This is a genomic window from Chitinimonas prasina (assembly GCF_030160395.1).
GTDB classification, from domain to species: Bacteria; Pseudomonadota; Gammaproteobacteria; order Burkholderiales; family Chitinimonadaceae; genus Chitinimonas; species Chitinimonas prasina.
In genome coordinates this window covers 340,232-365,850 of sequence record NZ_BSOG01000003.1, presented here as the reverse complement: position 1 = coordinate 365,850, position 25,619 = coordinate 340,232, and the positions used below count along the sequence as shown (strand labels likewise).

At 61.6% G+C, this 25,619-nt stretch carries 26 protein-coding genes; 17 read left to right on the top strand and 9 right to left on the bottom strand.

Features of this window, described 5'->3' with window-relative positions; genetic code table 11:
- Nucleotides 1-146: 146 nt before the first annotated feature.
- The 6 genes from QQK16_RS14900 (at nt 147) to QQK16_RS14875 (ending at nt 4,581) form a co-directional block, all read left to right on the top strand.
- On the top strand, nt 147-881 hold the full coding sequence (locus QQK16_RS14900) for a substrate-binding periplasmic protein (RefSeq protein WP_284197263.1): 735 nt from the start codon (nt 147-149) through the stop codon (nt 879-881).
- Nucleotides 878-1,873, top strand: coding sequence for a 2-hydroxyacid dehydrogenase (locus QQK16_RS14895; protein ID WP_284197262.1), 996 nt, complete (start codon nt 878-880; stop codon nt 1,871-1,873). The genes QQK16_RS14900 and QQK16_RS14895 overlap by 4 nt, the downstream gene beginning before the upstream one ends.
- Nucleotides 1,874-2,160: 287 nt before the next feature.
- Nucleotides 2,161-2,433 (top strand): BufA1 family periplasmic bufferin-type metallophore, encoded by a 273-nt coding sequence (locus tag QQK16_RS14890; RefSeq protein ID WP_284197261.1) that lies wholly within the window; start codon nt 2,161-2,163, stop codon nt 2,431-2,433.
- Between the two features lie 80 nt (nt 2,434-2,513).
- Nucleotides 2,514-3,344, top strand: coding sequence for an MNIO family bufferin maturase (gene bufB, locus QQK16_RS14885; RefSeq protein ID WP_284197260.1), 831 nt, complete (start codon nt 2,514-2,516; stop codon nt 3,342-3,344).
- The gene (locus QQK16_RS14880; protein ID WP_284197259.1) at nt 3,341-4,099 is read left to right on the top strand and encodes an HvfC/BufC N-terminal domain-containing protein; all 759 of its coding nucleotides are present in this window, start codon (nt 3,341-3,343) and stop codon (nt 4,097-4,099) included. The genes bufB and QQK16_RS14880 overlap by 4 nt, the downstream gene beginning before the upstream one ends.
- Entirely contained in the window at nt 4,096-4,581 is a 486-nt protein-coding gene (locus QQK16_RS14875; protein ID WP_284197258.1) for a DoxX family protein, read from the top strand. Before QQK16_RS14880 ends, QQK16_RS14875 begins: the two co-directional genes overlap by 4 nt.
- Nucleotides 4,582-4,631: 50 nt before the next feature.
- Here the strand turns inward: QQK16_RS14875 and QQK16_RS14870 are convergent, their stop codons facing one another.
- From QQK16_RS14870 to QQK16_RS14855, 4 genes are all read right to left on the bottom strand, one after another.
- Entirely contained in the window at nt 4,632-5,231 is a 600-nt protein-coding gene (locus QQK16_RS14870) for a hypothetical protein (protein ID WP_284197257.1), read from the bottom strand.
- Complete coding sequence (gene ppc / locus QQK16_RS14865; RefSeq protein ID WP_284197256.1) at nt 5,176-7,935, bottom strand: phosphoenolpyruvate carboxylase; 2,760 nt, start codon at nt 7,933-7,935, stop codon at nt 5,176-5,178. The genes QQK16_RS14870 and ppc overlap by 56 nt, the downstream gene beginning before the upstream one ends.
- A gap of 229 nt (nt 7,936-8,164) precedes the next feature.
- Entirely contained in the window at nt 8,165-8,302 is a 138-nt protein-coding gene (locus tag QQK16_RS14860) for a hypothetical protein (protein WP_284197255.1), read from the bottom strand.
- Nucleotides 8,303-8,328: 26 nt separating this feature from the next.
- Nucleotides 8,329-9,437 (bottom strand): IS3 family transposase gene (locus tag QQK16_RS14855; RefSeq protein ID WP_284197254.1). Its coding sequence is split into 2 segments (ribosomal slippage): nt 8,329-9,188 and nt 9,188-9,437, totalling 1,110 coding nucleotides; the frame shifts between segments, so codons are not numbered across the junction.
- A 332-nt stretch (nt 9,438-9,769) separates the two neighbouring features.
- On the opposite strand from QQK16_RS14855, the gene rfaQ reads away from it, so the two are divergent.
- The 4 genes from rfaQ (at nt 9,770) to QQK16_RS14835 (ending at nt 14,268) form a co-directional block, all read left to right on the top strand.
- Complete coding sequence (rfaQ, locus tag QQK16_RS14850) at nt 9,770-10,939, top strand: putative lipopolysaccharide heptosyltransferase III (RefSeq protein WP_439954238.1); 1,170 nt, start codon at nt 9,770-9,772, stop codon at nt 10,937-10,939.
- 327 nt (nt 10,940-11,266) lie between these two features.
- Nucleotides 11,267-12,454, top strand: coding sequence for an O-antigen ligase family protein (locus QQK16_RS14845; RefSeq protein ID WP_284197252.1), 1,188 nt, complete (start codon nt 11,267-11,269; stop codon nt 12,452-12,454).
- Nucleotides 12,455-12,460: 6 nt separating this feature from the next.
- Nucleotides 12,461-13,270 (top strand): glycosyltransferase family 2 protein, encoded by an 810-nt coding sequence (locus QQK16_RS14840; protein ID WP_284197251.1) that lies wholly within the window; start codon nt 12,461-12,463, stop codon nt 13,268-13,270.
- A complete protein-coding gene (locus QQK16_RS14835) occupies nt 13,270-14,268 on the top strand; it encodes a glycosyltransferase family 2 protein (protein ID WP_284197250.1) in 999 nt (332 codons plus the stop codon). Before QQK16_RS14840 ends, QQK16_RS14835 begins: the two co-directional genes overlap by 1 nt.
- A 156-nt stretch (nt 14,269-14,424) precedes the next feature.
- Here QQK16_RS14835 and QQK16_RS14830 read toward each other — a convergent pair whose 3' ends face one another.
- From QQK16_RS14830 to QQK16_RS14820, 3 genes are all read right to left on the bottom strand, one after another.
- A complete protein-coding gene (locus tag QQK16_RS14830; protein WP_284197249.1) occupies nt 14,425-14,766 on the bottom strand; it encodes a hypothetical protein in 342 nt (113 codons plus the stop codon).
- Nucleotides 14,767-14,950: 184 nt separating this feature from the next.
- Entirely contained in the window at nt 14,951-15,340 is a 390-nt protein-coding gene (locus tag QQK16_RS14825; RefSeq protein WP_284197248.1) for a DUF2170 family protein, read from the bottom strand.
- 194 nt (nt 15,341-15,534) lie between these two features.
- The gene (locus tag QQK16_RS14820; RefSeq protein WP_284197247.1) at nt 15,535-16,491 is read right to left on the bottom strand and encodes a GGDEF domain-containing protein; all 957 of its coding nucleotides are present in this window, start codon (nt 16,489-16,491) and stop codon (nt 15,535-15,537) included.
- Nucleotides 16,492-16,560: 69 nt separating this feature from the next.
- Here QQK16_RS14820 and mpl point away from each other — a divergent pair, with 69 nt between their 5' ends.
- From mpl to QQK16_RS14800, 4 genes are all read left to right on the top strand, one after another.
- Nucleotides 16,561-17,949, top strand: coding sequence for a UDP-N-acetylmuramate:L-alanyl-gamma-D-glutamyl-meso-diaminopimelate ligase (gene mpl, locus QQK16_RS14815; protein WP_284197246.1), 1,389 nt, complete (start codon nt 16,561-16,563; stop codon nt 17,947-17,949).
- A gap of 2 nt (nt 17,950-17,951) precedes the next feature.
- A complete protein-coding gene (locus QQK16_RS14810; RefSeq protein ID WP_284197245.1) occupies nt 17,952-18,464 on the top strand; it encodes a Crp/Fnr family transcriptional regulator in 513 nt (170 codons plus the stop codon).
- Between the two features lie 46 nt (nt 18,465-18,510).
- Nucleotides 18,511-19,050: a DUF1697 domain-containing protein gene (locus tag QQK16_RS14805; RefSeq protein WP_284197244.1), complete on the top strand. Its 540-nt coding sequence runs from the start codon at nt 18,511-18,513 to the stop codon at nt 19,048-19,050.
- A gap of 326 nt (nt 19,051-19,376) precedes the next feature.
- On the top strand, nt 19,377-21,104 hold the full coding sequence (locus QQK16_RS14800) for an ABC-F family ATP-binding cassette domain-containing protein (RefSeq protein ID WP_284197243.1): 1,728 nt from the start codon (nt 19,377-19,379) through the stop codon (nt 21,102-21,104).
- A gap of 198 nt (nt 21,105-21,302) precedes the next feature.
- Here the strand turns inward: QQK16_RS14800 and QQK16_RS14795 are convergent, their stop codons facing one another.
- Nucleotides 21,303-21,746 (bottom strand): hypothetical protein, encoded by a 444-nt coding sequence (locus tag QQK16_RS14795; RefSeq protein ID WP_284197242.1) that lies wholly within the window; start codon nt 21,744-21,746, stop codon nt 21,303-21,305.
- 725 nt (nt 21,747-22,471) lie between these two features.
- Nucleotides 22,472-23,539 carry an MBL fold metallo-hydrolase gene (locus QQK16_RS14790; protein WP_284197241.1) on the bottom strand — a complete coding sequence of 356 codons (1,068 nt, stop codon included), beginning with the start codon at nt 23,537-23,539 and terminating at the stop codon, nt 22,472-22,474.
- Between the two features lie 126 nt (nt 23,540-23,665).
- Between QQK16_RS14790 and QQK16_RS14785 the strand changes: the two genes are divergently transcribed.
- The 3 genes from QQK16_RS14785 to QQK16_RS14775 all read left to right on the top strand — a co-directional run bounded on the left by QQK16_RS14785 (nt 23,666) and on the right by QQK16_RS14775 (nt 25,165).
- Entirely contained in the window at nt 23,666-24,292 is a 627-nt protein-coding gene (locus QQK16_RS14785) for a TetR/AcrR family transcriptional regulator (RefSeq protein ID WP_284197240.1), read from the top strand.
- 3 nt (nt 24,293-24,295) lie between these two features.
- Entirely contained in the window at nt 24,296-24,628 is a 333-nt protein-coding gene (locus tag QQK16_RS14780; RefSeq protein WP_284197239.1) for a DMT family transporter, read from the top strand.
- A gap of 120 nt (nt 24,629-24,748) precedes the next feature.
- Nucleotides 24,749-25,165 carry a hypothetical protein gene (locus QQK16_RS14775; protein WP_284197238.1) on the top strand — a complete coding sequence of 139 codons (417 nt, stop codon included), beginning with the start codon at nt 24,749-24,751 and terminating at the stop codon, nt 25,163-25,165.
- Nucleotides 25,166-25,619 lie beyond the last annotated feature (454 nt).

The following is a 25,619-nucleotide window of genomic DNA, read 5'->3' as shown; positions in this document are numbered from 1 at the left end:
ATAGGTCATTTCAGGCAGGGACAAGCAACGGCGAGAGTCGGAGGTGTAAAGGCAGTCAGGGAGGCACCACCGCCCTACTCGACGAAAGTGGGCTTGCTGGAACTGCCCTATACTGAGCAAATCCATCGAACACAGCACGTATGACCATGCTCGCCCGTTCCCTGCTGTTGCTGTTGTGCGGCCTGATGGCCTGCGCGGAACCCGTGCGAGCCTATACCGAGGACTTCCCGCCTTTCAACACCCTCAACGAGCATGGCCAGCCAAGCGGCTATGCGGTGGAGTTGCTGGTTCTGCTGATGAAGGAGGCCCAGCAGGAATACCGGCTGGAGCTGGTTCCCTGGGCCCGCGCCCTCAGCAATGCGCGCCAGCAACCAGGCAGCCTTATATTCACCATCGCCCGCACGCCGGAGCGAGAGCCGCACTTTCACTGGATAGGCCCGATTGCCGCCCGTAGCACCGCCATGATGCGGCTACGCGACGGACACGCCCGTGCCAGTAGCCTGCAGGAGGCAAAAGCCTACAAAGTCGGCGTCATCAATGGTGATGCCGGCATGGAGTTGTTGCTGTCCCAGGGCTTTGTCCGAGGCGTCAATCTGATCCCGCTGGACAAGCGCAACGATCTGGTGCGGCTGCTGCAATTGGGTTCGCTGGATTTCATCGTCGCCAGCCCCACCCTCATCCAGTACGTCGCCAGCCGCGCCGGCTTACGACCAGACCAGTTGGAGATCAGCTTGACCCTGCTACGCCAGCCCGAGGGCTTTTACTTTGCCCTCAACAAGCAATCGGACCCCGCCCTGCTACAACGATTACAAGCGGCGTTCGAGCGACTGCAGGCGCGGGAGGCGGTAGACCAGCTCAAGCGAAAGCACGCCATAGAATGAAGCTAGCCGTATTTGACACCCATAGCTACGACCAGCAGGCCCTCAGCGTGGCCAATGTGCGCCATGGGCATGAGATCGTGTTCTTCGAACCCCGCCTGCATGCGGCCACCGCAGCACTGGCTGCTGGCTTTGCCGCCGTCTGCCCCTTTGTGAACTGCCGCCTGGATGCAGCCACCTTGCAGCAACTGTCCCAAGGCGGCACCCGTCTGGTGGCATTACGGGCTGCTGGCTACAACGGCATAGACCTGGCCGCCGCCAAGGCACTGGGCATCACCGTGGTGAGGGTGCCGGCCTACTCTCCCCACGCCGTGGCCGAACACGCCTTCGCCCTGCTGCTAACCCTGGTGCGCAAGACCCACCGCGCCTATAACCGGGTGCGCGAGGCCGATTTCTCGCTGGATGGGCTGGTGGGTTTCGATCTGCACGGCAAAACCCTGGGCATCATCGGTACTGGCCGCATAGGCCGGGTAGCCGCCCGTATCGCCACCGGTTTCGGCTGCCGGGTGCTGCTATGCGACCCCCAGTCCGACCCTGCTTTTGCCCGGCAACTGGATGCCAGCTACTGCGAGCTGCCGCAGTTGCTGGCCCAGTCCGACATCATCTCGCTACACCTGCCCTTGACGCCCGACAGCCACCACCTGATCAATGCCGAGTCGCTGGCGCGCTGCAAGCCCGGTGCCATCCTGGTCAATACCAGCCGTGGCGGGCTAATCGACACACCCGCCCTGATCGCTGCGCTCAAACGGGGGCAACTGGGCGGGGTGGCGCTGGATGTGTACGAACTGGAAGAAGGCGTATTCTTTCAGGATTGGTCGGGCACGGGCCTGGCCGATGATCAACTGGCCAGGCTGACCACCTTCCCCAATGTGCTGATCAGTTCGCACCAGGGATTCCTCACCCGAGAGGCGCTGGCCAATATCGCCGAGACCACGCTGGAGAATGTCCGAGCCTTTGCCGCAGGCGAAACGCTGACCAATGCCATATCATGTTGAACATGGGTAGTTTTGACACCGACCTTGCCTGGATAGCGTCACGCCCCAAACCCGGTGTAGTGGTTCTGGCTAGGCGCGCAGCAGACAGAACAGGGGTCGACAAGCGGGTACCACAGCGTCCGCAGTTTTTTTGTCGGCGGCTCTGCGTGCATTCAGCAAGTGTTCACCCTGCCATGGCAGAATGGCCACACGCAAAGGATGGGGTGTAAGAAAAACCGGCTCATGCTCGACCAAGGTTCACCGGATCTTCCCCGTAAACACCGTTACACCAAACAGGAGTTACTCAAATGGACAAGAAGCAAGCTCTGATCGCCGGCGCCCTGACCAGCCTGATCGCCCTCGGCCTCTCCTCCGGCGCCATGGCCGACGACAAGGCCGCCAAGGAAAAGTGCTATGGCGTAGCCAAGGCAGGCAAGAATGACTGCGCCGCAGCCAACGGCTCCCACAGCTGCGCCGGCCAATCCAAGGTCGACAACGACAGCAACGAGTGGAAGTACGTCGCCAAGGGTACTTGCGAAAAAATGGGTGGCAGCACCAAGCCGGGCGAAAAGAAGTCCTAATCCCAGGCCAACTGTAATACGCAACGGGCGGTCATACCGCCCGTTTTGCATTACCCCTACCAATAGCCCACACCGCCAACATGCATACCTCCCTTCCCCTAGCCGCCGGTCTGGGACTACGGCTACCCCATATCCGCGAAGTGATAGACAGCCAACCCGCTGTTGCTTGGTTCGAGGTGCATCCCGAGAATTATTTTGGTGGCGGTGCCAACCTGGCCGCCCTGCACCGGGTAAGGGCAGACTACCCGCTCAGCTTGCATGGTGTAGGCATGGGCCTGGGGTCGGCGGTGGGGCTGGATTCCGATCACCTGACCCGTTTTCGAAGCCTGATCGACGCGCTGGAGCCCGCCAGCATCTCTGAGCACTTGTGTTGGAACCGCACTGGCGAGGAATGCTACAACGACCTGCTGCCGTTGCCCTATAGCGCCGCGGCGCTGGACTTTATGGTGGAGCAGCTTGGCCGGGCGCAGGACGTGCTGGGCCGCCCGCTGTTGATCGAGAACCTGTCGTCCTATGTCAGCCTGGTCGACGATGCCATCCCCGAGGGAGAATTCCTGGCTGAATTGAGCCGCCGCAGCGGTTGCGGCCTGCTGCTGGACCTCAACAACCTCCATGTCAATGAGCACAATCTCGGACGAAGCGCCCACGCCGCCCTGGCGGCACTGCCGCTGCAGGCCGTGGGCGAAATCCATATCGCCGGCTTCGAAGAGCGCGACGACGGCCTGTGGCTGGACACCCATGGCACCCCCGTGCGCGAAGCGGTCTGGGATCTGCTTGATGCCGCACTGGCCCGGTTTGGCCCACTGCCCGTGCTGCTGGAACGTGACACCAAGCTGCCGCCACTGGCCGAACTGTTGCGGGAAACCAGCCGCGCCCAAGCCGCGCTGGACAGACTGAAAGTACGCCCATGAAACTGGATGTACTGCAGCGACGTTTTGCCCAGGCCCTGCACGATGAAGCAGCCGCCCAGGCACTGTTTGGCGCCAGCGCCCATGGGGCCAGCGCCTATGCCAACAACACCCTGTTCAACCGCGCCGATGCCCTGGCCGAAGCCTACCCCATCGTACGCCAGCTGGTAGGCGATGACTTCTTTGGCGGCATGGCCCGCGCCCATGCCCGCACCACCCCGTCCCGCTCAGGTGATCTGAATCGCTACGGCGATGGTTTTGCCGAGTTCATCCGCGACTTCCCCCCCGCCCAGGACATACCTTTCCTGGCCGATGCCGCCCGGCTGGACTGGCTGTGCCATCTGGCCTACTACGCAGAGGACAGCCCACCCTTTGATCTGGAGCGCCTGGCCAGCGTGCCGGCGGAACAGCATGGGAGCCTGTATTTTCAACTAGCCCCATCCGTCAGCCTGCTGCGCTCACCCTGGCCCGTCGCCAGCCTGTGGCTGGCGCACCAGCCCGAGGGGGGCGATTTTCCCTCGCCCGACCAGGGCGGTGAAATGGCGCTGGCCTGGCGCAATCCGCGTAACCGGGTACAGGTACGCCGGCTTATGCCTGCCGATCACGCCTTCCTGGCTGCCTGCGGGCGCCAGCTCCCATTGGCCGAAGCGCTGGAGTGCGCCATGGATGAAGACATGGAATTTGATTTCGGACTGTCATTGCAGCAGTGGTTGCACGACCAAGTCATCGTCAATTTCAATGAAAGCCCTGCTCCATGAACACCCTGCTCGCCCGTAGTCTGCAACTGGGCCATTGCGCCATCCATCTGACAGACCGCTGGTTCGCCCCGGTGGCCGATCTGGCCGCCCGCCTGTATATCGCCCAGGTATTCTTTTCCGCCGGCCTGACCAAGCTGAATGACTGGGACACCACCCTCTTTCTATTCACCGAGGAATACCGTGTCCCCCTGCTCCCCCCCAACCTGGCCGCCCTGGGGGGCACCTTCGGCGAGCTGTTCTTCCCCGTGCTGTTGGCGCTAGGCCTGGTCGGCAGGCTGGGCGCGCTGGGCCTGTTCGGCGTCAACCTCATGGCCGTCGTCTCCTACTGGCATGTGCTGGGTACGCCCGAACAAGCTGCCGGCCTGACCCACCACATCGTCTGGGGTCTGCTGCTGGCCGGCCTGATGGCCCATGGCCCGGGCAAGCTGTCGCTCGATGCCCTGATACGGCATCGCTGGCCAGATCTCGGCAAGGCCGCCTGAGACCCTGGCTGCAAACGCCCGCTCATGGCACCGCAACCTGGGTCAACGGCTCAGTATTGCGGTGCCAGCGGCTGTACCCGCTCACGGTTGCCCAGGTTCCATTTGGCACAGTACCACTTGGTTTGTTGATTGGTGGTGCCCACCAGGACCGACAAGGTATCGCTGACATAGCGCAGTCCATCCACCGTCTGCACCGGCTTGAATGCCACCTTGAGGTTTTGCTCCAGCGTGCGCTTGACCTCCTCCACCGGCTGGGCAATCAGCACACCCAGCATCAGCGCACGGCTGGTATCCACATTGGCGAAGACTTCCACCGTGCTGGCCCCGCCCAGCTGCGCCCCCTGCGAATTCCACCAGCGTGCCTCGCCCCAATCGCGGATGCTGGTCTGCAGGTGCTTGTCGAAATAGCTTTGCCAGAACGCCGTGCTCCAGTCCGAGCGGCACAGCAGGGCCGACTCGACCTTGTCGTTGAAATCAGTAGGTAGTGCCCATGCCGGCGCAGCGGCCAACACCGTCAACGCCCCAAGGGCCGTCAGCCTGGCAATGATAAGACGGTGGCGCGGGCTGCGCCCCAGCCGCCGGCATACAGCTGGCTCAGCCGCTGTTGCGCAGACCGGCTGCAATGCCGTTGATGGTGAGATGTATCGCATACAGCACATCCTCGCTCTCGTCGCCCTCACGGAACCGCTTGATCAGGTCTACCTGTATATGGTTCAGCGGGTCCAGATAGGGTAGCCGGTTCTTCAGGCTGCGCGCCAGCAGTGGGTTATCGCCCAGCAACTCCTTGTGGCCGGTGATGGCCAGCACGGCATCGACTGAACGCCGCCATTCAGCCTTGATGCGGCCAAAGATGCGCGCCGCAATATCGGCGTCCTTCACCAGCGTGGCATAGCGGCTGGCAATCTGGATATCGCTCTTGGCCAACACCATCTCCATATTGCTGATGGTGGCGCGGAAGAAGGGCCAGTCACGGTACAAGGCAGCCAGCTCCTCAATGGCCGCCTCACCACGTTCACGGCGGTAGTCCTCGATGGCCGTACCAAAACCGTACCAGCCGGGCAGCATCAAACGGCTTTGCGCCCAGGAGAACACCCAGGGTATGGCGCGCAGGTCGGCAATGCTGTTGGTCGCCTTGCGTGCCGCCGGACGGCTGCCGATATTGAGCTTGGCAATCTCCGAAATCGGCGTCGCTTCGCGGAAATAGGTAATGAACTCCGGTGTGGCATAGACCAGGTCGCGGTACTCACGGTAGGCCATGCCCGACAGCCGCTCCAGCAGTTCCAGCCGCTCCGGCGTATCGGCTTGCAATGCCTGTTCAGGCGGAAAGCTGGCGCTGAGGGTGGCCGCCAGCAGGGTTTCCAGGTTGCGGCGGCCCACCTCGGCATCGGAGTACTTGGCGGCAATGATTTCGCCCTGCTCGGTAATCCGTATCTGACCCGCCACCGAACCTGCCGGCTGCGCCAGGATGGCCTCGTAGCTGGGGCCACCACCACGGCCCACCGAACCACCCCGGCCATGGAACAGCCGCATCTGTATACCTGCCTGGCGGAACACCTCCACCAGTTTGACTTCCGCCTTGTACAGCTCCCAGTTGGAGGTCAGGTAGCCGCCATCCTTGTTGCTGTCAGAGTAGCCGAGCATGATCTCCTGCACATTGCCACGGCTGGCCAGCAACTGGCGCCAGGCAGGCAGGCCGAACAGCTCGCGGACGATGCTGTCGCTGCCACGCAGGTCGGGTATGGTCTCGAACAGCGGAATGATGTTGACGGCGGCAAAGGGCTGGGGCGACAGCGCCACCAGACCGACCTCCTTCAACAGCACGGCCACCTCCAGCAGATCGGACACGCTGGTGGCATTGGAGATGATGTAGTTGGGCAAAGCCGCCGCGCCATATTTGGCATGCACCTGAGCAGCCGTACGGGCAATGGCCAGTTCCTTGGCCGTTTCCTCGCTGTATTGCACATAGGGCGTCACCAGTAGACGGGCACTGGCCAGCTCGCGCAGCAACACAGTACGCCGCGCAGCCTCATCCAGTGCCAGGTAGTCTTCCAACCCCGCCTTCTGGAACAGTTCGGCCACCAAGCGCTCATGCACGCCGCTGTGCTGGCGCATGTCCAGGGGTGCGAGGTGAAAACCAAACACCGTTACCGCCCGTATCAACCGGCGCAGACGGCCACTGGCCAGCAGGGCAGAACCATGGCTGGCCAACGACGTGGCAATGGCCTGCAGATCGGCAACCAGGTCAGCGGCGCAGGCATAGGGGGCCGCCCCTTCGAACGGCAGTATCTCGCCTCGGAACTTGCCCAGCAGGTGGGCCGTCGCCAGGATGCGCTGGCGTATCGCCGCCATGGCCTGCCGGTAGGGCTCTTCTGCCCGGCTGATGGGCTGGTCGGGCGAACCCGCCGCAATCAGGCGCACCGCCTCGCTTACCGTCACTAGGCGGGACGACAGGCTCAGTTCGCCCTCCAGCTTGGTGGCTTCCTCGAAATAGAAGTCAAACGCCACGGCCGCCTGGCGGGCCGCCGCATGCAAGGTCACCTCCGGGGTCACAAAAGGGTTGCCGTCTCGGTCGCCGCCTATCCAGCAACCCACATGCATAAAGGTCGGCAAGGTCACCGGCGCACCCGTCAGCGTGGACAGCCTGTCCTCCAGCTCGATATAGATGCGCGGCAGCTGCTTCAGGAAGGTCGAGCGGAAATAGCTCAGCCCATTCTCGATCTCGTCCTTGACCGACAGCTTGAACGCCCGGATTTCGCGGGTCTGCCATAGCGTCAGCACCACCCGCTGCAGCGCGATCTGATTCTCTTCCAGCTCTTCCGGCGTCAACGCCTGGCGATCCCGCATGGTCAGGGTGCGGGCAATGGTGCGCTCGCAATCAAGCTGGGTCTTGCGCTGCACTTCGGTGGGGTGCGCCGTCAGCACCGGCGCAATCAGGGTGGCCGCCACCATATTCTTGATGGCCTCGGCCGAGATGCCACGCGCCACCAGCGCATCCAGCGAATGCGCCAGGCTGCCGCGCTGCGGCTGGCTGCCCTGCATGCGGTGGTAACGGCGGCGGCGATTGTGATGCAGGTCTTCTGCAATATTGGAAAGATGCGAGAAATAGCTGAATGCCCGCGCCAGTGCCACGGTGTTGTCATGCGACAGGGTAGCCAGGGTAGAGGCCAGCTCGTCAGCCGCCGTGGAATCTGCCTCCCAGACAAAGCGCACAGCCAGCTCGCGCACAGCCTCGATCTGTTTCAAGGTGTCCTCGCCGGTCTCGGTCCGTATGGTATCGGCCAACAGGCGGGCAAGCAGATCAAGATCCTGCTCCAGCGGCAGGTCTTTGGCGGCGGCATTGTCGTAAAGGGCCATGGCGAGTCTCGTGTCGGTGGGGATGCTGCGGTGCGTTAGCGAGAGTAAAGGACTCACACCGTGTAGGGAATTGTAGTTGAACTACATAGCCATGCATGCCTGCTGCAAGCCTCGTAAATACAACAAAGCCCGCATCACTGCGAGCTTTGTTGTATCAGGGCTAGGCTCCGCCTACGTAAGCGTGCCTACACACATATGCCATCGCCCTTGGCGATCATCAGTACCCCGGCTATTTCGCCTGCTTCAGATTCTGCTCCAGGAACTTCTCTACCCTGCTCCAGAAATCCAGCCGGTTCTTCTCCAGGTACCAACCATGGCCCTCTTCGCTGTAAACCACCATTTCCACATTGGGATTGTTGCGCTTCACTGACCTTCCCCCACTGGGTCTACCACTCATAAATTAGCAATCTGAGCTGTTGGGGGTTGATGCCTTTCCCGGTATTCCGCCGGGGTCAAATAGCCCAGCGCACTATGTGGCCGGGCCGCGTTGTAATCGAGACGCCACGCCTCGATCTTCTGTTGTGCATCATGCAGGCTACGGAAGGTATGCTGGTTCAAGCACTCCTCCCGGAACCGACCGTTGAAGCTTTCTATGTGCGCGTTATCTACCGGCTTGCCAGGCCGAATGAACTGCAACCGCACACCGTGCTCGTAAGCCCATTGATCCAGTGCCTTGCTGGTGAACTCCGGACCATTGTCCACCTGGATCTGGCTGGGTAACTTCCCCAGGCTTCTCAGTCCGTCCAGCACTCGGGCTACACGCCTGCCCGATAACGAGTGATCTACTTCAATCCAGACCACCTCCCGGTTCCAGGTGTCGATCACCGTCAGCGTCCTGATCCGTCGTCCATGCCACAGCGTATCCGCCACGAAGTCCATGGACCAGCGCTGGTTCGGCCCACTCGGCGGCGGTTGCACCACGCGCAGATGGCTGGGCCGCTTACGTCGACGCCGTAGCCGCAGGGATAGCCCCGCTTCCTTGTAAACCCGTTCGACCCGCTTGTGGTTAATCCGCCAGCCTTCACGCTGCAGTAGTACATGCAGCCGTGGCGAGCGAAAACGACGGCGTTGCTCAGCCAGTTCGCACAGGCGTTGCCGCAGCGCTGCATCCTTGTCTGGTGCAGGCGCCCGCCGGTAAGTCTTGCGTGTCACGACCACAAGCCCACAGGCCCGCCGCTCGGAGATGCCGTGCCGTTCGATCAACTGTCTTGCTGCGGCACACCGCGCTGCGGGCCGAGTCAGTTTTTTCCCAGGACTTCCTTGAGCGTGTCGATATCCAACGCCTGGTTGGCAACCAAGCGTTTGAGCCGGGCATTCTCTTCCTCAAGCTGCTTGAACCGCTTGGCTTCAGAAACGTCCATGCCGCCGAACTTGTTTCGCCAGTTGTAGAACGTCGCATCCGAGATGCCATGCTTGCGGCAGAGTTCTGCGGCAGCCACCCCGGCTTCTGCTTCCTTCGGGATGGCGATGATCTGGGATTCGGTGAATCGGGACTTCCTCATGAGGGGCTCCTTTGCCCTTCATGCTAACTAATTCCTGGTAGACCTGCGTGGGGGAAGGTCACACGGAATCTATCAGAGGTGCAGCTGACATGGGTCTTGTTCTTGGCAGACTCCGCCGGTTGGATGGCGCTTCTTCGCTGGCCTGAACCGCCGTAGAACTGCATTACCCAGTCATGTTCCAGAATCAGTTGGGCCTTCCCTTCGGACACTCTACCAAGGCGCTGGCGACTAAATTGGCGGCGACCCGCTTTTCAGACTTGGATCAGTTCTGCCAAAATGCGCATCGGCGCCATGTCGTGGCGCCTCCAACGGCGAACCTGAAGCTGTCGGGCTTGGCAATACACCCGCCACCCGGCCCTGTCCTATCCAGCGAGACCTCCCTCTTGACCGCCCCTCCTTACCGCCGCGCCCTTGTCATCAAGCTTCAGCATCATGGTGATGTGCTACTGACCAGTCCGGTGATCAGCACCCTGGCTGCGGCGGGCGTGGAGGTGGATGCCTTGGTCTTCGAAGAAACCAAACCCATGCTGGCCGGACATCCGGCGCTGTCCCAGCTATTTGGCATTACCCGTAATGGACACAAGGCCTATGGGCTTTGGGGTTGGCTGCGGGCGGAATGGCAGCTGCTACGGGCGCTACGGGCTCGCGAGTATGATTTGGTGGTACACCTGACCAAACGCAGGCGTGGTGCCTGGCTTGTGCGATTGCTGCGGCCACGCGTGTCGGTGGCGCCCGATGCACTGCCCGACCGCTTCTGGCGCAAAAGCTTCACCCACCGCTATTTCGAATTGCAAGGCGAGCGGCATATGATTGAGGTGCACCTCGATGCCGTGCGCCACATTGGGGTACAGCCCACCACGGCCAGCCGCCGGCTGACTTTGACGCTGGAGCCTGAAACAGTTGCGAGCGTCCGCGCCATATTGGCGGAAGCCAATATGGCGCCGGGCGCATATATCCACGTCCACCCCACCTCGCGCTGGATGTTCAAGGCCTGGTCGGCCGAGAAGATGGCCACGGTGATCGATACCCTCACTGCTGCCGGAGAGCAGGTAGTACTCAGCGCCAGCCCCAGCGCGGACGAAATGGCGATGATCCACGCGATCAAGGCCCGCTTGCAGCGCCCTGTTTTGGATTTGAGTGGAAAGCTCACGCTCAAGCAGCTTGGTGCGCTGATCGCCGATGCCAAGCTATGGTTCGGGCTGGATTCTGCCCCCATGCATATGGCGGCAGCACTGGGCACACCGACCGTTGCCATCTTCGGCCCAACCGGTGAATGCAAATGGCGTCCTTGGTATGTGCCGCATCGGATAGTGGCCTCACCCGAGCACTTGTGCCGACCCTGCTTCCGCGCCGGCTGTGGTGATGGCCTCGTCAGCGACTGCCTGGAAAGCCTGCCAGTGGAAGCTGCCCTGCGCGCCATCCGCGAATTGAGCGAAGAAGTGGGGCGGCCTATCGCCCTGGCTCCGGCCGTGATACGGCTAATGCCTCGTAGTGACCAATGATCCGGACATTTGAAGTTCAAATGCGAGCCGTCACACCTGCCTTGTCGACATATTCAATACGGACTCCGACCACCCCAATCAATCCATAAAAATCAAATGCTTAACTACAAAACCAAGACTGCCGCATGAAATAAACAGGCAAAAGACATGCCCCGCAGGTCGATGGTAGACTGCACGCCAATCCGTGTCTTAGAGTCTGTTCACTGGCACACATCGCGGTCCGCCACCCGGTGGCGCGTATTCCTTGCGATTCCATCCCGCCTCATGCCTATAACGGAACACCCAGTTAAACCGGTGCAGCCCCTATTTGCGCGCGCGTCATCCCGATTGCACGCCTTATCCTCTCGAGCGCTTGCCTGCACGGCTGCGCTGGCGCTGTTCGGCTTTATCGCAGCCATGCCGCTCAGCGCCAATAGCCGGGTGGGACTCATCTTGCTTGTCTGTATCGCCCTGGGGCTATGCCTTGCACAACCCCGATGCATGCTGGGCTTGCTCGATCCGCTCGACCACGCCCCCATGCTGGCGGCCGGCGCCCTCGCCGGCTGGTACATGGTGCTGGCGGTCAACTGGCATGCCAGTGCTCCGGCTATGGATGCGCTGCGCTTGCTGCTCAGCTGCGCCTTGCTGCTCCTTGTTCGGCGGCTAAGGATCAGTTCCGACACCTTGTGGCTGGCCTGCTGCGTGGCCGCCATCATCCTTGGTGCTCAAAGCGCTTGGCAGTCCTTGGTGCAAGGCTTACCAAGGGCTCAGGGCGTGTATTTTCACAATCTCGTCGGTGCGCTGGGTGCCATCTTTGGTCTCCTGCCCTGGCTGGCAAGACCGCCACACTGGCAGCGTGGCTGGCGGCGTGCACTGTTGTGGCTTGGGCTCGTCGGCGGCATCGTCGCTGCCCTGTTTTCATCGTCGCGCATGGCCTGGATCACCATCGTTGTGCTGTTACTGGCCTCCTTGCGGCGCGAGCAGCGCGTACGTGGAATCGTGCTGGGCGGGTTATCGCTGGCCCTGGTCACCGCCTTTTCCCCCCTGGTGCAGGATCGTTGGCAAAGCCTGTTGAACGACCTGGCCCGCTACCATAACGGCGACGTGGTCACCTCAATGGGCATGCGCTTTGAAATGTGGCGGGCCAGCGCCGAGAGCATTTTTGCCCATCCATGGCTGGGCGTAGGCCCGGATGGTTTCGTCGTGCTGATGCGCACCGGGGTCGAGCTAGGTCGCTGGCCGGCCGCCATGGCCCAACACACCCATGCCCACAATGAATTTCTGCATGCCTTGGTGACGGGGGGGCTACCCGGTATGCTGGGGCTGATGGCGCTCCTGTATTATGCATGGCGGGCCAGCCGCCGGCTCGAAGCCGCCAATCCGGCGCAAGCCGCTGCCGCCCGGGGGGCACGGGCCATCATCCTGTTGCTCGTACTGCTGGGGCTGAGCGAGACCACGCTCATCTATGGCGGCATTTTCAACCTGTACCTGGTCTGCCTGTTCCTTTGCCTGGGCTGGGCCGGTCGCGATTGCTGAGCGTCTATGCACTACCAAATCGTTATTCCCGTCCTCAACCAGCTGCAATACACCCAGCAATGCGTGGACACGCTCCTGGCTCAAGGGGTAGCCCCAGGCGCACTGCTGATTATCGACAACGGCAGCAGCGACGGCACGCCGGCCTGGCTGGACAGCCGTCCAGACCTGCCCAGCCTGCGTAATCCGGTCAACCTGGGCTGCGGCGGGGCCTGGACTCAGGGTGCCTTGGTGGGCGACAGTGAATGGGTGGTGTTGCTGAACAACGATGTGGTGTTTGGCCACGACGCCATCGGGCGCAGCCTGGCTGCTGCCGAACGCCTGGGACTGGACGTAGTGAGTCCGGCTTTGGTCGAGGGCGAGCTGGATTATGACCTGACCGCCTTCAGTGAGCGCTTTGGCCACGAGATGACTGGCCAGCAACGCGAAAACTTCTTCCATGGCGTCTGCTTTGCCGTGCGACGCCAAGTGTTCCACCGCCTGGGCTTTTTCGATACCGACCGTGATCTGGGCGGTCGCGAGGATACCGAGTTTCTGTTTCGCTGCCGCCGCCATGGCGTGGCTATGGCCATGGTGGGCGATGCCGTGCTGCACCATTATGGCTCCATCACCCAGAAGGCCATGAAACTGGAGCAAGGCGTGCGTGAGTTTGGCGATCACCGCTATCTGTATGGCAAGCTGGGACTCGGCTGGTTGGGCCGCCAACGGTTCAAACGTGAGCGCCGCCGGCAAGAGCGGCAATGGCGGAATGCCGAACTGGCTGCACACGGCATGACCCTGCATATGGATCGCCGGGGTGGCGACTGGGTCTACCGTTGATGGTGGACGGTGCACCTCGCCTCTCGCTGCTGCTGATTGCCTACAATCAGGCCGGCACCATTGCCGATGCGATCGCTGGCGCTTTGTCCCAGGACTACGCGAATCTGGAAATCATCCTGTCGGATGACGCCTCCAGCGACGAGACTTGGCAGCTCATACAGCAGGCGGTGAGTGACTACCGTGGCCCGCACCGCATCGTACTGAACCGCAACCCCAGCAATCTGGGCATTGGCGCGCATCTGGATCGAGTGGCGCGACTCAGTAGCGGTGAACTCCTGCTGGTGGCAGCCGGCGACGATGTGTCGCTGCCGCAGCGGGCCAGTCTTTGTGCTGCCGCCTGGGTGGCGGCAGAGTGCCGGCCCGATCTGATCGCCGGCAGTCTGATTGCCATGGATGCGGACGGCAGCAGACAGGAAAGCATCAGCCCCGATCAGTTGGCCACTTACCGCAATGCCGCCGACTGGCTAGCGCGGCCGCCCTTGGTCATCGGCGCTGCCCAGGCTTGGACCCGGCGCTTGTTCGACCGTCATGGCGGGCTACCCAGTGGGGTGGTCTACGAAGATCTGGTGATGGTGTTCCGTGCCATCGTCGGCGGTGGTGCCATCACGCTTGAACAGCCGCTGGTGCGTTACCGGCGGGGCGGCTATTCAGCCAAGCAAGCCAGCCTCAGCGCTGCTGACGTGGCCCGTCGTCTGCTGCGCGGCGCACGTGGCGCCTTGGTCGAGATTCCCCTCTTGTTGCAAGCAGCGCAACTGGCTGGGCAGGAAGCGGCTGTGGCTAGCGCCTTTGCTGCCAAGCTGCGCCGAGAAGGCTTTATCTACGACATGCTTACCGCCAGCAGCCAGGCTCAGCGCCTGCGCCTGTTTATCTCCGCGCCAGGCGTGCCACTGGCAGTGCGGCTGCGCCTATTGGCTTACGCAGCATTTCCCTGGGTTCTGGCGCCTTGGTTTGCCGCCAAGCGTTGGCGGGCACGGCGCAAAGCCGCCAAAGTCCATTGAGACGGGCAGATGCAGTTTGAAGCTGGCCGGACTTGCGTTCGACGCACCGACTGGCTCAAGTTAACTGCGCCCAGCCAGCGGCGCTGGACTCACATTAGTTGCAACCGGGCTTGCATTTCATCGCTCCCACTCACGTTTCTGCAAATGACACCGGTGTCAGATATCCGCTAGCAGGGCGTCGCTGTCCACCACCTCGTAGCAGCCACTGCCTTCGTCGTAGCTGATGATGGTGGCCACCGAGCCCTTGACCAGACTATTGGGAGCAGCAGCCCTGACCCGGATGGCGATGGCCGTGCCTTCGGTTTCCACATTGGCCTGGCCAAAGCGCTCATCCACCTTCAGCGTGGTGATCTGGCAGCTCAGCCCCACCAGGCTGGCATTACCCCGGGCGTTGTGTTCCACAAACAGGCCACGCATGGGGCGCAGTGCGCGCGCGGTAACAAATACGGCAGCCGCCAGTGCCTCGATCAGCACCACCGTACCGGCCAGCAGCGTCATCTAGCCCGGCATCCAGAACAGCAGGTAGCGGCCTGCCTGGGTCAGGGCTTGGCGGGCGTCGGTGATTTCCTGCTCGTAGATGCGGGTTCCTGGCATCCACCACCGCCTCGCCCAACTCACGCACACTGCCGCGTACTGCCCTAACGATCTTGGTGAAGATAGACATGATGACGCTCCTTCTCGCTTACTTCAGATACTCGGCAAACGCATCCAGCGCATCCACCGCGTTTTCGCTGAGGGTAGCCAGCTCCTCTGCACGGGATTGACGCGACAGCGCGCCATACACCACGAACCAGCCCTCCACCCGCGCAAACGACGACAGCGGCATGGGGATGTTCAAGTCCAGCAGCGCCACCCGGCGCTCTGCCAGCACCTCTTTGTCGTGCCAGAAATAGCAGATGCAGATGATCTGTTCGCCGCTATGGGTCAAGTAGATGGGCAGCTCCTCACGCCCGGCCAGTGTGGCCTGCACCACCTCCACCTCGCCCGGTATCGGCTGCCACTCCACGGTCAGCCCATAGACCGCCTCGGCAATGCGCGCGGCTGTTTCCATCCTGCTTTGAAACTCGGTCATTTCCCACCTCTTCTACCTGCGGCCATCGGTGCGCGCCTGTCGCGTCCTACTGCTTGCCGTGTGCGTTGAAGTTAGGATTTTCGACATAAAATGACACTCACCCACAGTGGCCCTTGCTAGACCGCCGGCGGCCGCCCAGAAAACAAAACGGGCCGGTGTTTGCACCGGCCCGAGGCTAGACTGTGATGGCGCTGCTAGTCGGCAAAGATCACCTGATCACGGCCACTGTTCTTGGCCTGGTACATGGCTTCATCGGCCCGTATCAGCATGGAATGGCCGTTTTCGTCCTGCTTTAGCTGCGCCACGCCGGTCGAGAACCGGATGTCGATATGCTGGCTGTGATGGAAGAAGGGCGTCTTGGCGTTGACCTGGCGCAGGCGGTCCACCAGAAAGCGTGCGCCGTTCAGGTCAGTTTCGGGCAGCAGCACCAGGAACTCCTCGCCACCGTAACGCACCAGTACATCGCTCTCGCGCAGCACTGCCTTGGCTATGCTGGAGAAATGCATCAGCACCTTGTCGCCCACCAGATGGCCGAATCTATCGTTCACCAGCTTGAACTCGTCCAGATCCAGTATGCCTACCGTCAGCGGCAGATTGGCCCGGCGGGCGCGCTTCACTTCACGGGTCAGCAGATGCTCCAGGCCCTGCCGGTTTAGCGCCCCGGTCAACGGGTCCTGCTCCAGCGTCTTGCGATTGATGGCGAGATCGGACTGTATCTTGTCCATGGTCGCCTTCAGCTCCTGCAGGTCGCGATGCGACGCATTCACGGTCTGGCGTACTGAACCGGTGGATTCGATCAAGGTGCTCAACACCTGCTCCAGCGTATCGGCATCGTGGCTGCTGCGCAGGGCATCCAGCGACTGATCCATGACCTCGCTGCCACGCAACAGGTCTTCCAGCAGCACTTCCGAGGTCTCGCTCATGCCGTCGAGCACGTCTGAAACACGGAACAGCACCTGATACGCACTCTTCAATTCCTCGTCGCTTTTATCCGTGGGGGACTTTATTGCGGCAATGGCGTTGTAGAATTTCGTATAGTTTTCCGGTGTCGGCGGCAAACCCAGCTCCGCAAGGCGCTTGAGCGCGATGCGGGCGATATCCGACGGCGTCAGAGTGGGTGACTGGGAAGGCGTCATCGAGCGTTCGTTCATTTATCGTCAACCACTTATATTACCAGAGCTTCGCGCAACTGAGCCGGGGCGATCGCACAACAGGACTCTATGCACATCCATATTCTTGGCATCTGTGGCACCTTCATGGGCGGTATCGCCCAGCTTGCTCGCTCCACCGGCCACACCGTGACAGGCTGCGATGCCAATGTCTACCCACCCATGAGCACCCAGCTCGAAGCAGCTGGTATACAACTCATTGAAGGCTACTCGCCCGAACAGATCAATCTCAAGGCTGATATTTACGTTATCGGCAATGTGGTGACGCGCGGTAATCCGCTGATGGAAGCCATACTGGACGCCGGCCTGCCCTATGTTTCCGGCCCGCAATGGCTGGCCGAGCATGTGTTGCGCAATCCGGCGCAACCCCTATGGGTACTGGCCGTGGCCGGCACTCACGGCAAGACCACCACCACCTCCATGCTGGCCTGGATACTGGAATACGCCGGGCTGGCGCCAGGCTTCCTGGTGGGCGGCGTGCCCGAGAACTTCGGCGTATCGGCCCGCCTGCCCGGCGAACCACGGCAGGAGCCCGGCGGCCGCTCACCTTTCTTCGTGATAGAGGCCGACGAATACGACACCGCATTCTTCGACAAACGGTCCAAGTTCGTCCACTACCGGCCCCGTACCGCCATCCTCAACAACCTGGAATTCGACCACGCCGACATCTTTGCCGACCTGGCCGCCATCGAGACTCAGTTCCACCACCTGGTCCGCACCATCCCCAGCCAGGGCCTGATCGTGGCCAATGGCCGCGAGGACAGCCTGGAGCGGGTGCTCAAGCGCGGTTGCTGGTCGCCGGTGGCGCGATTTGGCGGTGCCGACGGCTGGCAGGTCGGCGCGGTTCACGACGATGGTTTCGACATCATCCTCGACGGCGCCCCGCAAGGACGCCTGCGCTGGGACCTGATGGGCGAGCACAACCAGCTCAACGCCCTGGCCGCCCTGGCCGCTGCCCGCCATGTGGGTGTCACGCCCGAGGTCGGCATCGCAGCTCTGGCCGGATTCCGCAACGTCAAGCGCCGCATGGAAGTACGCGGTACCGTCCACGGCGTGACCGTCTACGACGATTTTGCCCATCACCCCACCGCCATCGCCACCACCGTGGCCGGCCTGCGGCAGAAGATAGGCCGGTCACGCATCCTGGCGGTACTGGAGCCACGTTCCAACACCATGAAGCTGGGCACCATGAAGCAAGCGCTGCCCGCCAGCCTGGCCGAGGCCGACCGGGTGTACTGCTACGGTGCCAATCTGGGCTGGGATGCCGCCGAGGCGCTGGCACCCATGGGTGAAATCGCCCAGGCCCACGATGATTTGACTAAGCTGGTAGCAGCGGTCGCGGCCGAAGCCCGGCCTGGCGATCACATATTGGTCATGAGCAATGGCGGTTTCGGTGGCATACACCAGAAGCTGCTGGCCGCCTTAGCACCTCGAGGATAACCATGCAGAACAACGATGCCCTGGTACAGCGACTGGTTCAATCGGTGCGCTTGTTTGGCGGTTTTACCGCCGATGAAGCCCGCCAGTATCTCGCCGCCTGCCAGTTCGAGCAGCACCCGGCCGGCAAGCGCCTGCTGAACGAAGGCGAAGACGGTAGCGAGCTCTACGTACTGCTGTCGGGTACGGTAGCCGTCAACCGCTTCGCCGGCATCACCGAGCACGAGCTGACCCGGCTGGGGCCGGGTGAGACTTTTGGCGAGCTCGCCCTGATCGATTTCGGCTGGCGCTCTGCCAGCGTGGTGGCCATAGACGACGTGCGGGTGCTGGTATTCAAGCGTGCCAGCATGCCGCGCCTGGCTGGGCTGGAAACCAAGCTCTACCGCAATCTGGCCATCATGATGGCAGGCCGCTTGCGCGAAACCGACGCCAGGCTGGCCGAGATGGCCGAGCAGAGCCAGGAGAAGCAAGCCTTCGAAAAGCTGGCCAGCGAAACCCAGCGCTACTTTGTTGGCTAGGGTCTTGCTAGCATGTCGGCCCAGCCACCTCCTGCCAGCCACCACCATGCCACGCCAGATCGCCTTTCTTCGCGCTATCAATGTCGGTGGCCACAATGTCAGGATGGAAGACCTGCGCCGGCACCTGTTGGCCTTGGGCCTGACGGGTGTGGAGACCTTTATCGCCAGCGGCAACGTCATCTTTGATCGCGACGAGCGCCCGGCTGCCGAACTCGAACAGGCCATCGCGCACCATCTGCAGCAGACGCTAGGCTACGAAGTAGCCACCTTTGTCCGCAGCGATGCCGAAGTGGCCGCCATCGCCAGCCATCCGGCTTTCGAGGTGGAGAAGACAGGCAGCGGCCCACTGGCAGTCTGCCTGCTGGCCCAGCCCATGAGCCCTGCGCAACAGGCCACTCTGCTGGGCATGCGCAACGAACACGACGATTTCCATATACATGGCCGCGAGGTGTACTGGCTGCGGCGACAGCAAGCCAGCGAGTCGGTATTCAGCAATATGCTGTTCGAGAAGACCCTCAAGCTCAAGACCACCCTGCGTGGCATCAATACGCTGCAGAAGCTGGCGGCAAAATACCCAGCCGCTTGATCACCATCGCTACTGCCGGCTAAAGTGGCGATATCTGGGTGTAGCAAGCGCCTCGCCGCGCTTGTTGGCGCCCCCCTTGGTACACCTCATTGCAAAGAAAGGAGGTCAATATGGTTATGTCTTCGTGCACCGTCTGGTTCGCACGGCTTTATGGCATGTACGCCCGCTCCTGCCCCATTTCTGTCGCGTTGCGATAGTGGGTCGGAGCAAAGCCCTCATTCCTGCCGAAAAGCCCTTCTTCCGCTTTTCCTGAGTCCTTTCCCGACTCCTGTCGTCAGCGCTTGTGTTGATGTGGATGCCTGCATCCCAAAAATATGGCAAGAGCGATGACTACACTGATTTCCGCACTCTCCCTGCAACTGGATACCGCCGACGGCGCTTTGTTCCAGGATCTGTCCTTTACCCTCAACCTGGGCGACCGTGTAGGTCTGCTGGGCCACAACGGCTGCGGCAAGAGCACGCTACTGGGCTTGCTGACCGGCACCCGCGAGGCCACCGCCGGCACGGTGCACCACGCCCGCGCCTGTCGCCTGCAACATGTGGAGCAGCATCTGCCTGCCGAGCTGGCCGGCTTGACCCTGCACGCCGCCCTCTGCGCAGCCGTGGACAACCATCCTGATGCACGCTGGCGCTCGGATGCCATGCTGCAGGAGCTGGGGTTCGAGCCCCATCACGCCCAGGTGCCCGTCTCCGGACTGAGTGGCGGCCAGCACACCCGCCTGCTGCTGGGCCGTGCCCTGCTGCAGGAACCCAATATGTTGCTGCTGGACGAGCCCAGCAACCACCTGGACCTGCCCTCCCTGCTCTGGCTGGAGCAATTCCTGCAGCGCTGGACGGGTGGCTTTATCCTGGTCTCGCACGATGCCAGGCTGCTCGACAACGTTACCCGGCAGAGCTGGATATTGCGCGACAAGCGCTTGTACTGCTTTGACCTGCCCTGCAGCACGGCGCGGGCAGCACTGGACGAGATGGACCAGGCCGCCAGCCAGCGCCATGCCGCCGAACAGAAGGAAATAGACCGGCTCACCAGCAGCAGCCAGCGTCTGGCCGTCTGGGGCCGTACCTACGACAATGAGGACCTGTCACGCAAGGCCAAGGTCATACAGAAGCGGGCTGACCGGCTGCGCGAGGAGCAGACCTTCGTCACCCAAGGCCCGCCATGGCGCCTGGCCCTGCAAGGTCAGGCCCTGGCGGCCGACCGCCTGCTGGCGCTGAGCGCACTGCCGGTAAGGCCCGCCGCAGGCTTGCCGCCGCTGTTTACGGTGGAGGATTGCAGCCTCAAGGCTGGCGACCGGGTTGCCCTGCTGGGCGCCAACGGCCTGGGCAAGTCCTCGCTGCTGCGGCAATGCTGGCAGGCCTTGCAGCACGAAGCCCAGACTGCCGGCATCCAGTTCCACAGCCAGGCTGCCGTTGGGTACTACGACCAGTCACAGCAGCAGTTGCGCGACGACGATGACCTGATGAGCGCGCTGGCGCCCTTTGCCCGCCTGTCCGGCCGCACCGCCGAGATGGACAGGCGCAGGGCCCTGATCAGCGCCGGCTTTGCCTACCCCCGGCATGGCCAGAAGGTGGCGACACTCAGTGGCGGCGAGCGCTCGCGCCTGCTGTTCCTGGGGCTATCGCTGGCCAGCTACCATCTCCTGCTGCTGGACGAGCCAACCAACCACCTGGATATGGATGGCAAGGCCGAGCTGGCGCAAGCCCTGCTCGGCTACGCCGGCGGCGTGTTGCTGGTATCACATGACCGCGAGCTGATAGAGCGCGCCTGCAACCGCTACTGGCTGATACGCGATGGCCGGATAGAACAATGGCAGGATGCCGCACAAGCCTATGCCCGCATGCAGGAGGTGGCGCCCGCCACCCTCAGCCGGCCAGCCTCAGCACCGGTCGCGCCAGCTGCGGTGAGCGATACCGACCAGATGCTGGCTCGCTTGTGCGAGCTGGAAGCACGCCTGGCCGACGACCTTGGCCGCAAGCCGCGCCAGCAAAGACCGCAGGCTCAGCAGCAATGGCGCCAGGAGATCGCCAGCCTGAGTCAGGTCTTGGGTTTGTAGCCGCAAAAAGTAGGAAAGCGACGCCCAAGGCCCAGCTTTATACCGCAACAGCAAGTTTGAATTTTTCTGAGACTAGATATCCAACACAAGCGAATGAGGTAGCGCCTGCACGGACAGTTGCCCTGTCACCTGGCCACCGGAATAGCTCAACAACTCATGAACGCTGACCACAGGTCGGCGTTTTTTTTCGAGTCGCCCTCAACCTATCGGTCGGTCCCAAGTACCGCCAAGTATGTAGTTGATTCGATCTCGATCAAACGCGACCCAGGATGTCTTTCCTTGAAGTAGTGCACCAAAGAACGAGCTATCGAGCTTGGCGACCATCTGCAGAAACGCGGTCCAGTCCATGCCGACATAGCCATTCTGGACAATCGGTGAGTCCTCGCTCGTCGCGCTGGGAATGAGAAACTGACCATTTGGCCCGATCACATACTGCATTTTGAGGCAATCATTCGCTGTTGTAACGTACTGCTCCCCGGCTGCGGCGGCGGCCGGAATTGAGCCTCTGTCGATGGGAACGAAGACCTGCTTACCTCGCATGATTGCGTAGAGCTCGCGAAAATCCTTGTCTGCCTGATGCTCTGCGACATCAAAGATAAGCTGCTCCAAGTCTCGCTTGGAATGCGTAGGATTCTTTTGCATAAATGAGAGCATAGGCCCGGACACAGATTTGAATGACGATTATCTCGGCGGATGACGAGGCACCGAGACCTTATTCAAACACAACGTCATGCTCGCTAACTAGCAATTACCGCGACTCGGACGGCACTTCCTAGTCTGCACAAGAGCAGAATCCGGTGTCACGACAATCGCGTCTGCTCGCTCGCAGGCATTTTGGGAGCAAACAACTAAGTGGTTATTCGTCCCCACATCTCCACCTGCCGCTATTGCTTCCTTCGCCCACTGGACGATGCCCTCTGCCTCCCACTGCTCCGACCTACTGTAACTTTTGAGAAGGTACCGAACCTTACCTTGATACATACGCCGGGCCAAATTGGGCGCTAATGAGTGTAACTCTGGGCCGTGCGCATCAAACAAGACGAAGTACTCAAACGCTATTTGCGGCGATTTCACTGTGCCGGGTAACACTTTCGGGTTCACACCGACCCACGTGATCTTTCCGGCGATTCCGTACTCCCTAGGTTCTGCACCAATACCTCCTACACCAATGACGGCATCGTATTCATAGGCTCGCACTCTGCCCATGCAATCGTTCACACCGAAAACACGGCGACCATCAGGGTCGCCGGTATGAGTACGCTTATACGTCAGAATTCGCATTGACATCGCCCTCCTGAAAAGTGACCTCAACCTATGTGCTTACTTATTGAGATGGCAATAGACTAGCTATTAGGCTGCTGCCTCACCTACTCACGCCACCAGGCATCCCCGGCCGGTGGTTGCAACATGTCGACCGGCTGCCCCATGCGCGGCGTGGTCAAGGCTACCTGCTGTGCTTGGGCCAGGGCGCTGATGCGCTCGAAAGGCTCGTGCCAGGCATGCAGCGACAGGTCGAACGTGCCGTTGTGTATGGGCAGCAGCCACTTGCCACGCAAATCCAGATGCGCCTGCAAGGATTGCTCCGGCAGCATGTGGATATCGGCCCATTGCTCGTTGTAGGCGCCCGTCTCCATCAGGGTCAGGTCAAACGGGCCGTACTTGTCGCCTATGTCTTTGAAGCCGGCGTGGTAGCCGGTGTCGCCGCTGAAGTAGAGCTTGAGCCCTGGCGCGGCAATCACCCAGGATGCCCACAGGGTGCTGTTGCGGTCACTCAGGCTGCGTCCGGAAAAATGCTGCGCCGGCGTCGCGGCCAGCATCACCCCGCCTACCCGTGTCTCCTGCCACCAGTCCAGCTGCTGCACCTTGGCTACTGGCACGCCCCAGGCCACCAGGCGGTCGCCCACACCCAACGGGGTATAGAAGCGCTCCACCTTGGGGATGAGCGCCTGTATGGCCGCATGGTCCAGGTGGTCATAATGGTCATGCGACAGTATCACCCCCTTGATGGGCGGCAACGCCTCCAGGCTGATGGGGGGCTGATGGAAGCGCTTGGGCCCCAGCCACTGCAGCGGCGACGCCCGCTCCGAGAATACCGGGTCAGTCAGCCAGAACGCGCCTTCCAGCTTCAGCAGCATGGTGGAGTGGCCCAGGCGGTAGAGCGTGTTGTCAGGCGCGGCCAACAGGTCGGCCTGGCTCAGCGCCAGCACCGGAATCGCCTTGCGGGGTGTGGTGTCCGGCGCCTTGTCCACCAGCATGCTCCAGGCGGCCCTTAGGGTCTGACCCAATCCGGGGCTGGGCGTGGTGGCGACATTGCGGAAACGACCTGCTTCAAACTGCGTGGAGCGCGGATAAGCAGGCACGGTGCTGCAGGCATTCAAGGCAAGGTAGGCCATGGCGACGGTTAATCCTATCAGGGTCAGGCGTAGGGGCTTCATCGGGTTCTCCGGAGCAGGTCCTCTGCCCCTCCAAAAGAAATTACACTACACAGTGTAGTTTTATGCAAGAAAAAAGTACACTGGTCAGTGTAAAATCAGATTCAACCCTCAGGTATCCACCCTCCCATGTCTGAACCACTACGCCTGACTGACCAGAAACGCGCCGCCATCCTGGCTGCGGCCATTGCCGAATTCCGTGCCAACGGCTTCCAGAGCACCAGCATGGACAAGATCGCCGCCAGCGCCGATGTCTCCAAGCGTACGGTCTACAATCACTTCCCCAGCAAGGAAGAACTGTTCGCCGAGATCCTGCTGCAGCTCTGGCAGCGCAGCCTGGCCCGGCGCGACCTGCCCTATCGCGCCGATCTCTCCCTGCGCGAACAATTGCTGGCCCTGGTAGCGCAGAAGCTGGACATGCTGGACGACGACAATTTTCTCGACTTGGCCCGCGTCGCCATCGCCGAGACCATACATACGCCCGAGCGGGCACAGGCCATGGTGGCCAAGATGGGCGAGCGGGAAGAAGGCTTGACCACCTGGCTCAGGGCCGCCCAGGCCGACGGCAGGCTCATGCCGCACGACCCGGCGTTCGCCACCCACCAGCTGTATGGCTTGCTCAAGGCGTTTGCCTTCTGGCCCCAGGTCACCATGGGCCAACCCCGCCCCTCGGCCGAGGCAAGGCAGCACATTATGACCACCACGGTTGACATGTTCCTGGGCTACTACGCCCAGCCCAGCCCCACTGGAACCTAGCCCATGCAAAATTGGCTCTTTCTCGCCATCGCCATCGTCGCCGAGGTCATTGCCACCTCGGCCCTCAAGTCCAGCGATGGCCTCACCCGGCTGTGGCCCTCCCTGCTCACCCTGGGCGGCTACAGCATTGCCTTCTATTTCCTGTCGCTCACCCTGCGCACCATCCCCATGGGCACCGCCTACGCCATCTGGTCAGGCGCAGGCATCGTCCTGATCGCCCTGATCGCCTGGCTGCTGCACGGCCAGAAGCTCGACGCGCCCGCCCTGCTGGGCATGGCCCTGATCATCGCCGGGGTAGTGGTCATCAATCTCTACTCCAAGGCGGCAGCGCATTGAGTGCCTAGCAGCAAGCCTCCCAGCTGCTAGGCTTGCGCCATCGTCGCTTAATGCCCATTTGCACACGAAGGTGACAAAGCGTCGTAGCATCAATGCCTACCATCAACAGGCCTGTCACCCATGCTTCCAGAGGATTTCGAGTTAACTATCTGGCGCCGCCCTCATCGCACGTGGGGTTCGGTCATCGAGATTGATGCCACGATGGTGGCGGATGGTATCGGTGGGGTGATTCAATCCCACGAGCATGCCATCTGCACGGCGCATAGTGTCCATGTGAATCTAGACCTACCCCACGAGACGTTTGCCGTTACGTCCGATCAACTGCGGCGGATTCAGGCATTGGCCGATCAGATCAGCTACAAACTCCCCACCACGACCACAGGTATGCTCGGCGGGACTCAATTCGGCTTGAGGCTGAGTCGTGGTTCACATTCCCTCACCATCGAATGGTCGCCCCGGCTTGAAGATCAGACGGAAACCGTCAAGGCGCTTTTCATTGCCACCGAGCAACTGGCAAACTCCCCCGGCAGTCCCTGAGTCCTGCACAACATAGCGTGGCTTGAGTCCCAAGTGCCCGTTCAAGATCGCTTTACCACGTCGTTCGCCAGGCGAAACGACCTTGAACAGGCTCAAAACTACGGTCGCAGCAGGTCACGCCCACCGTTACCCAGTATCGCCTTATAGTACGCATTGCTGCGCATAGCCGGGCACGCCATAACTGCGTCCAGGAAAACAGGCGGCGGCTGGTACTGGTGTGCAGCGATGTAATGGACTATCGCGACCGGCGCGACATATATACAGCCCTGATAGGGCACAAACACATTATTTCCGCAGTAAGGCCCATCGAACTGGCATAGAGAACACTGGTGCAAACCCGCCGACACAAAGGGTTGCCAAGGATTGCTACACAACTGCTTCAGTCGTTGAAAAAATACCTCATCCACCTTCCCGGTCGCATATTCCTCTTCCGCCGTCAGCCACCCAACGACAC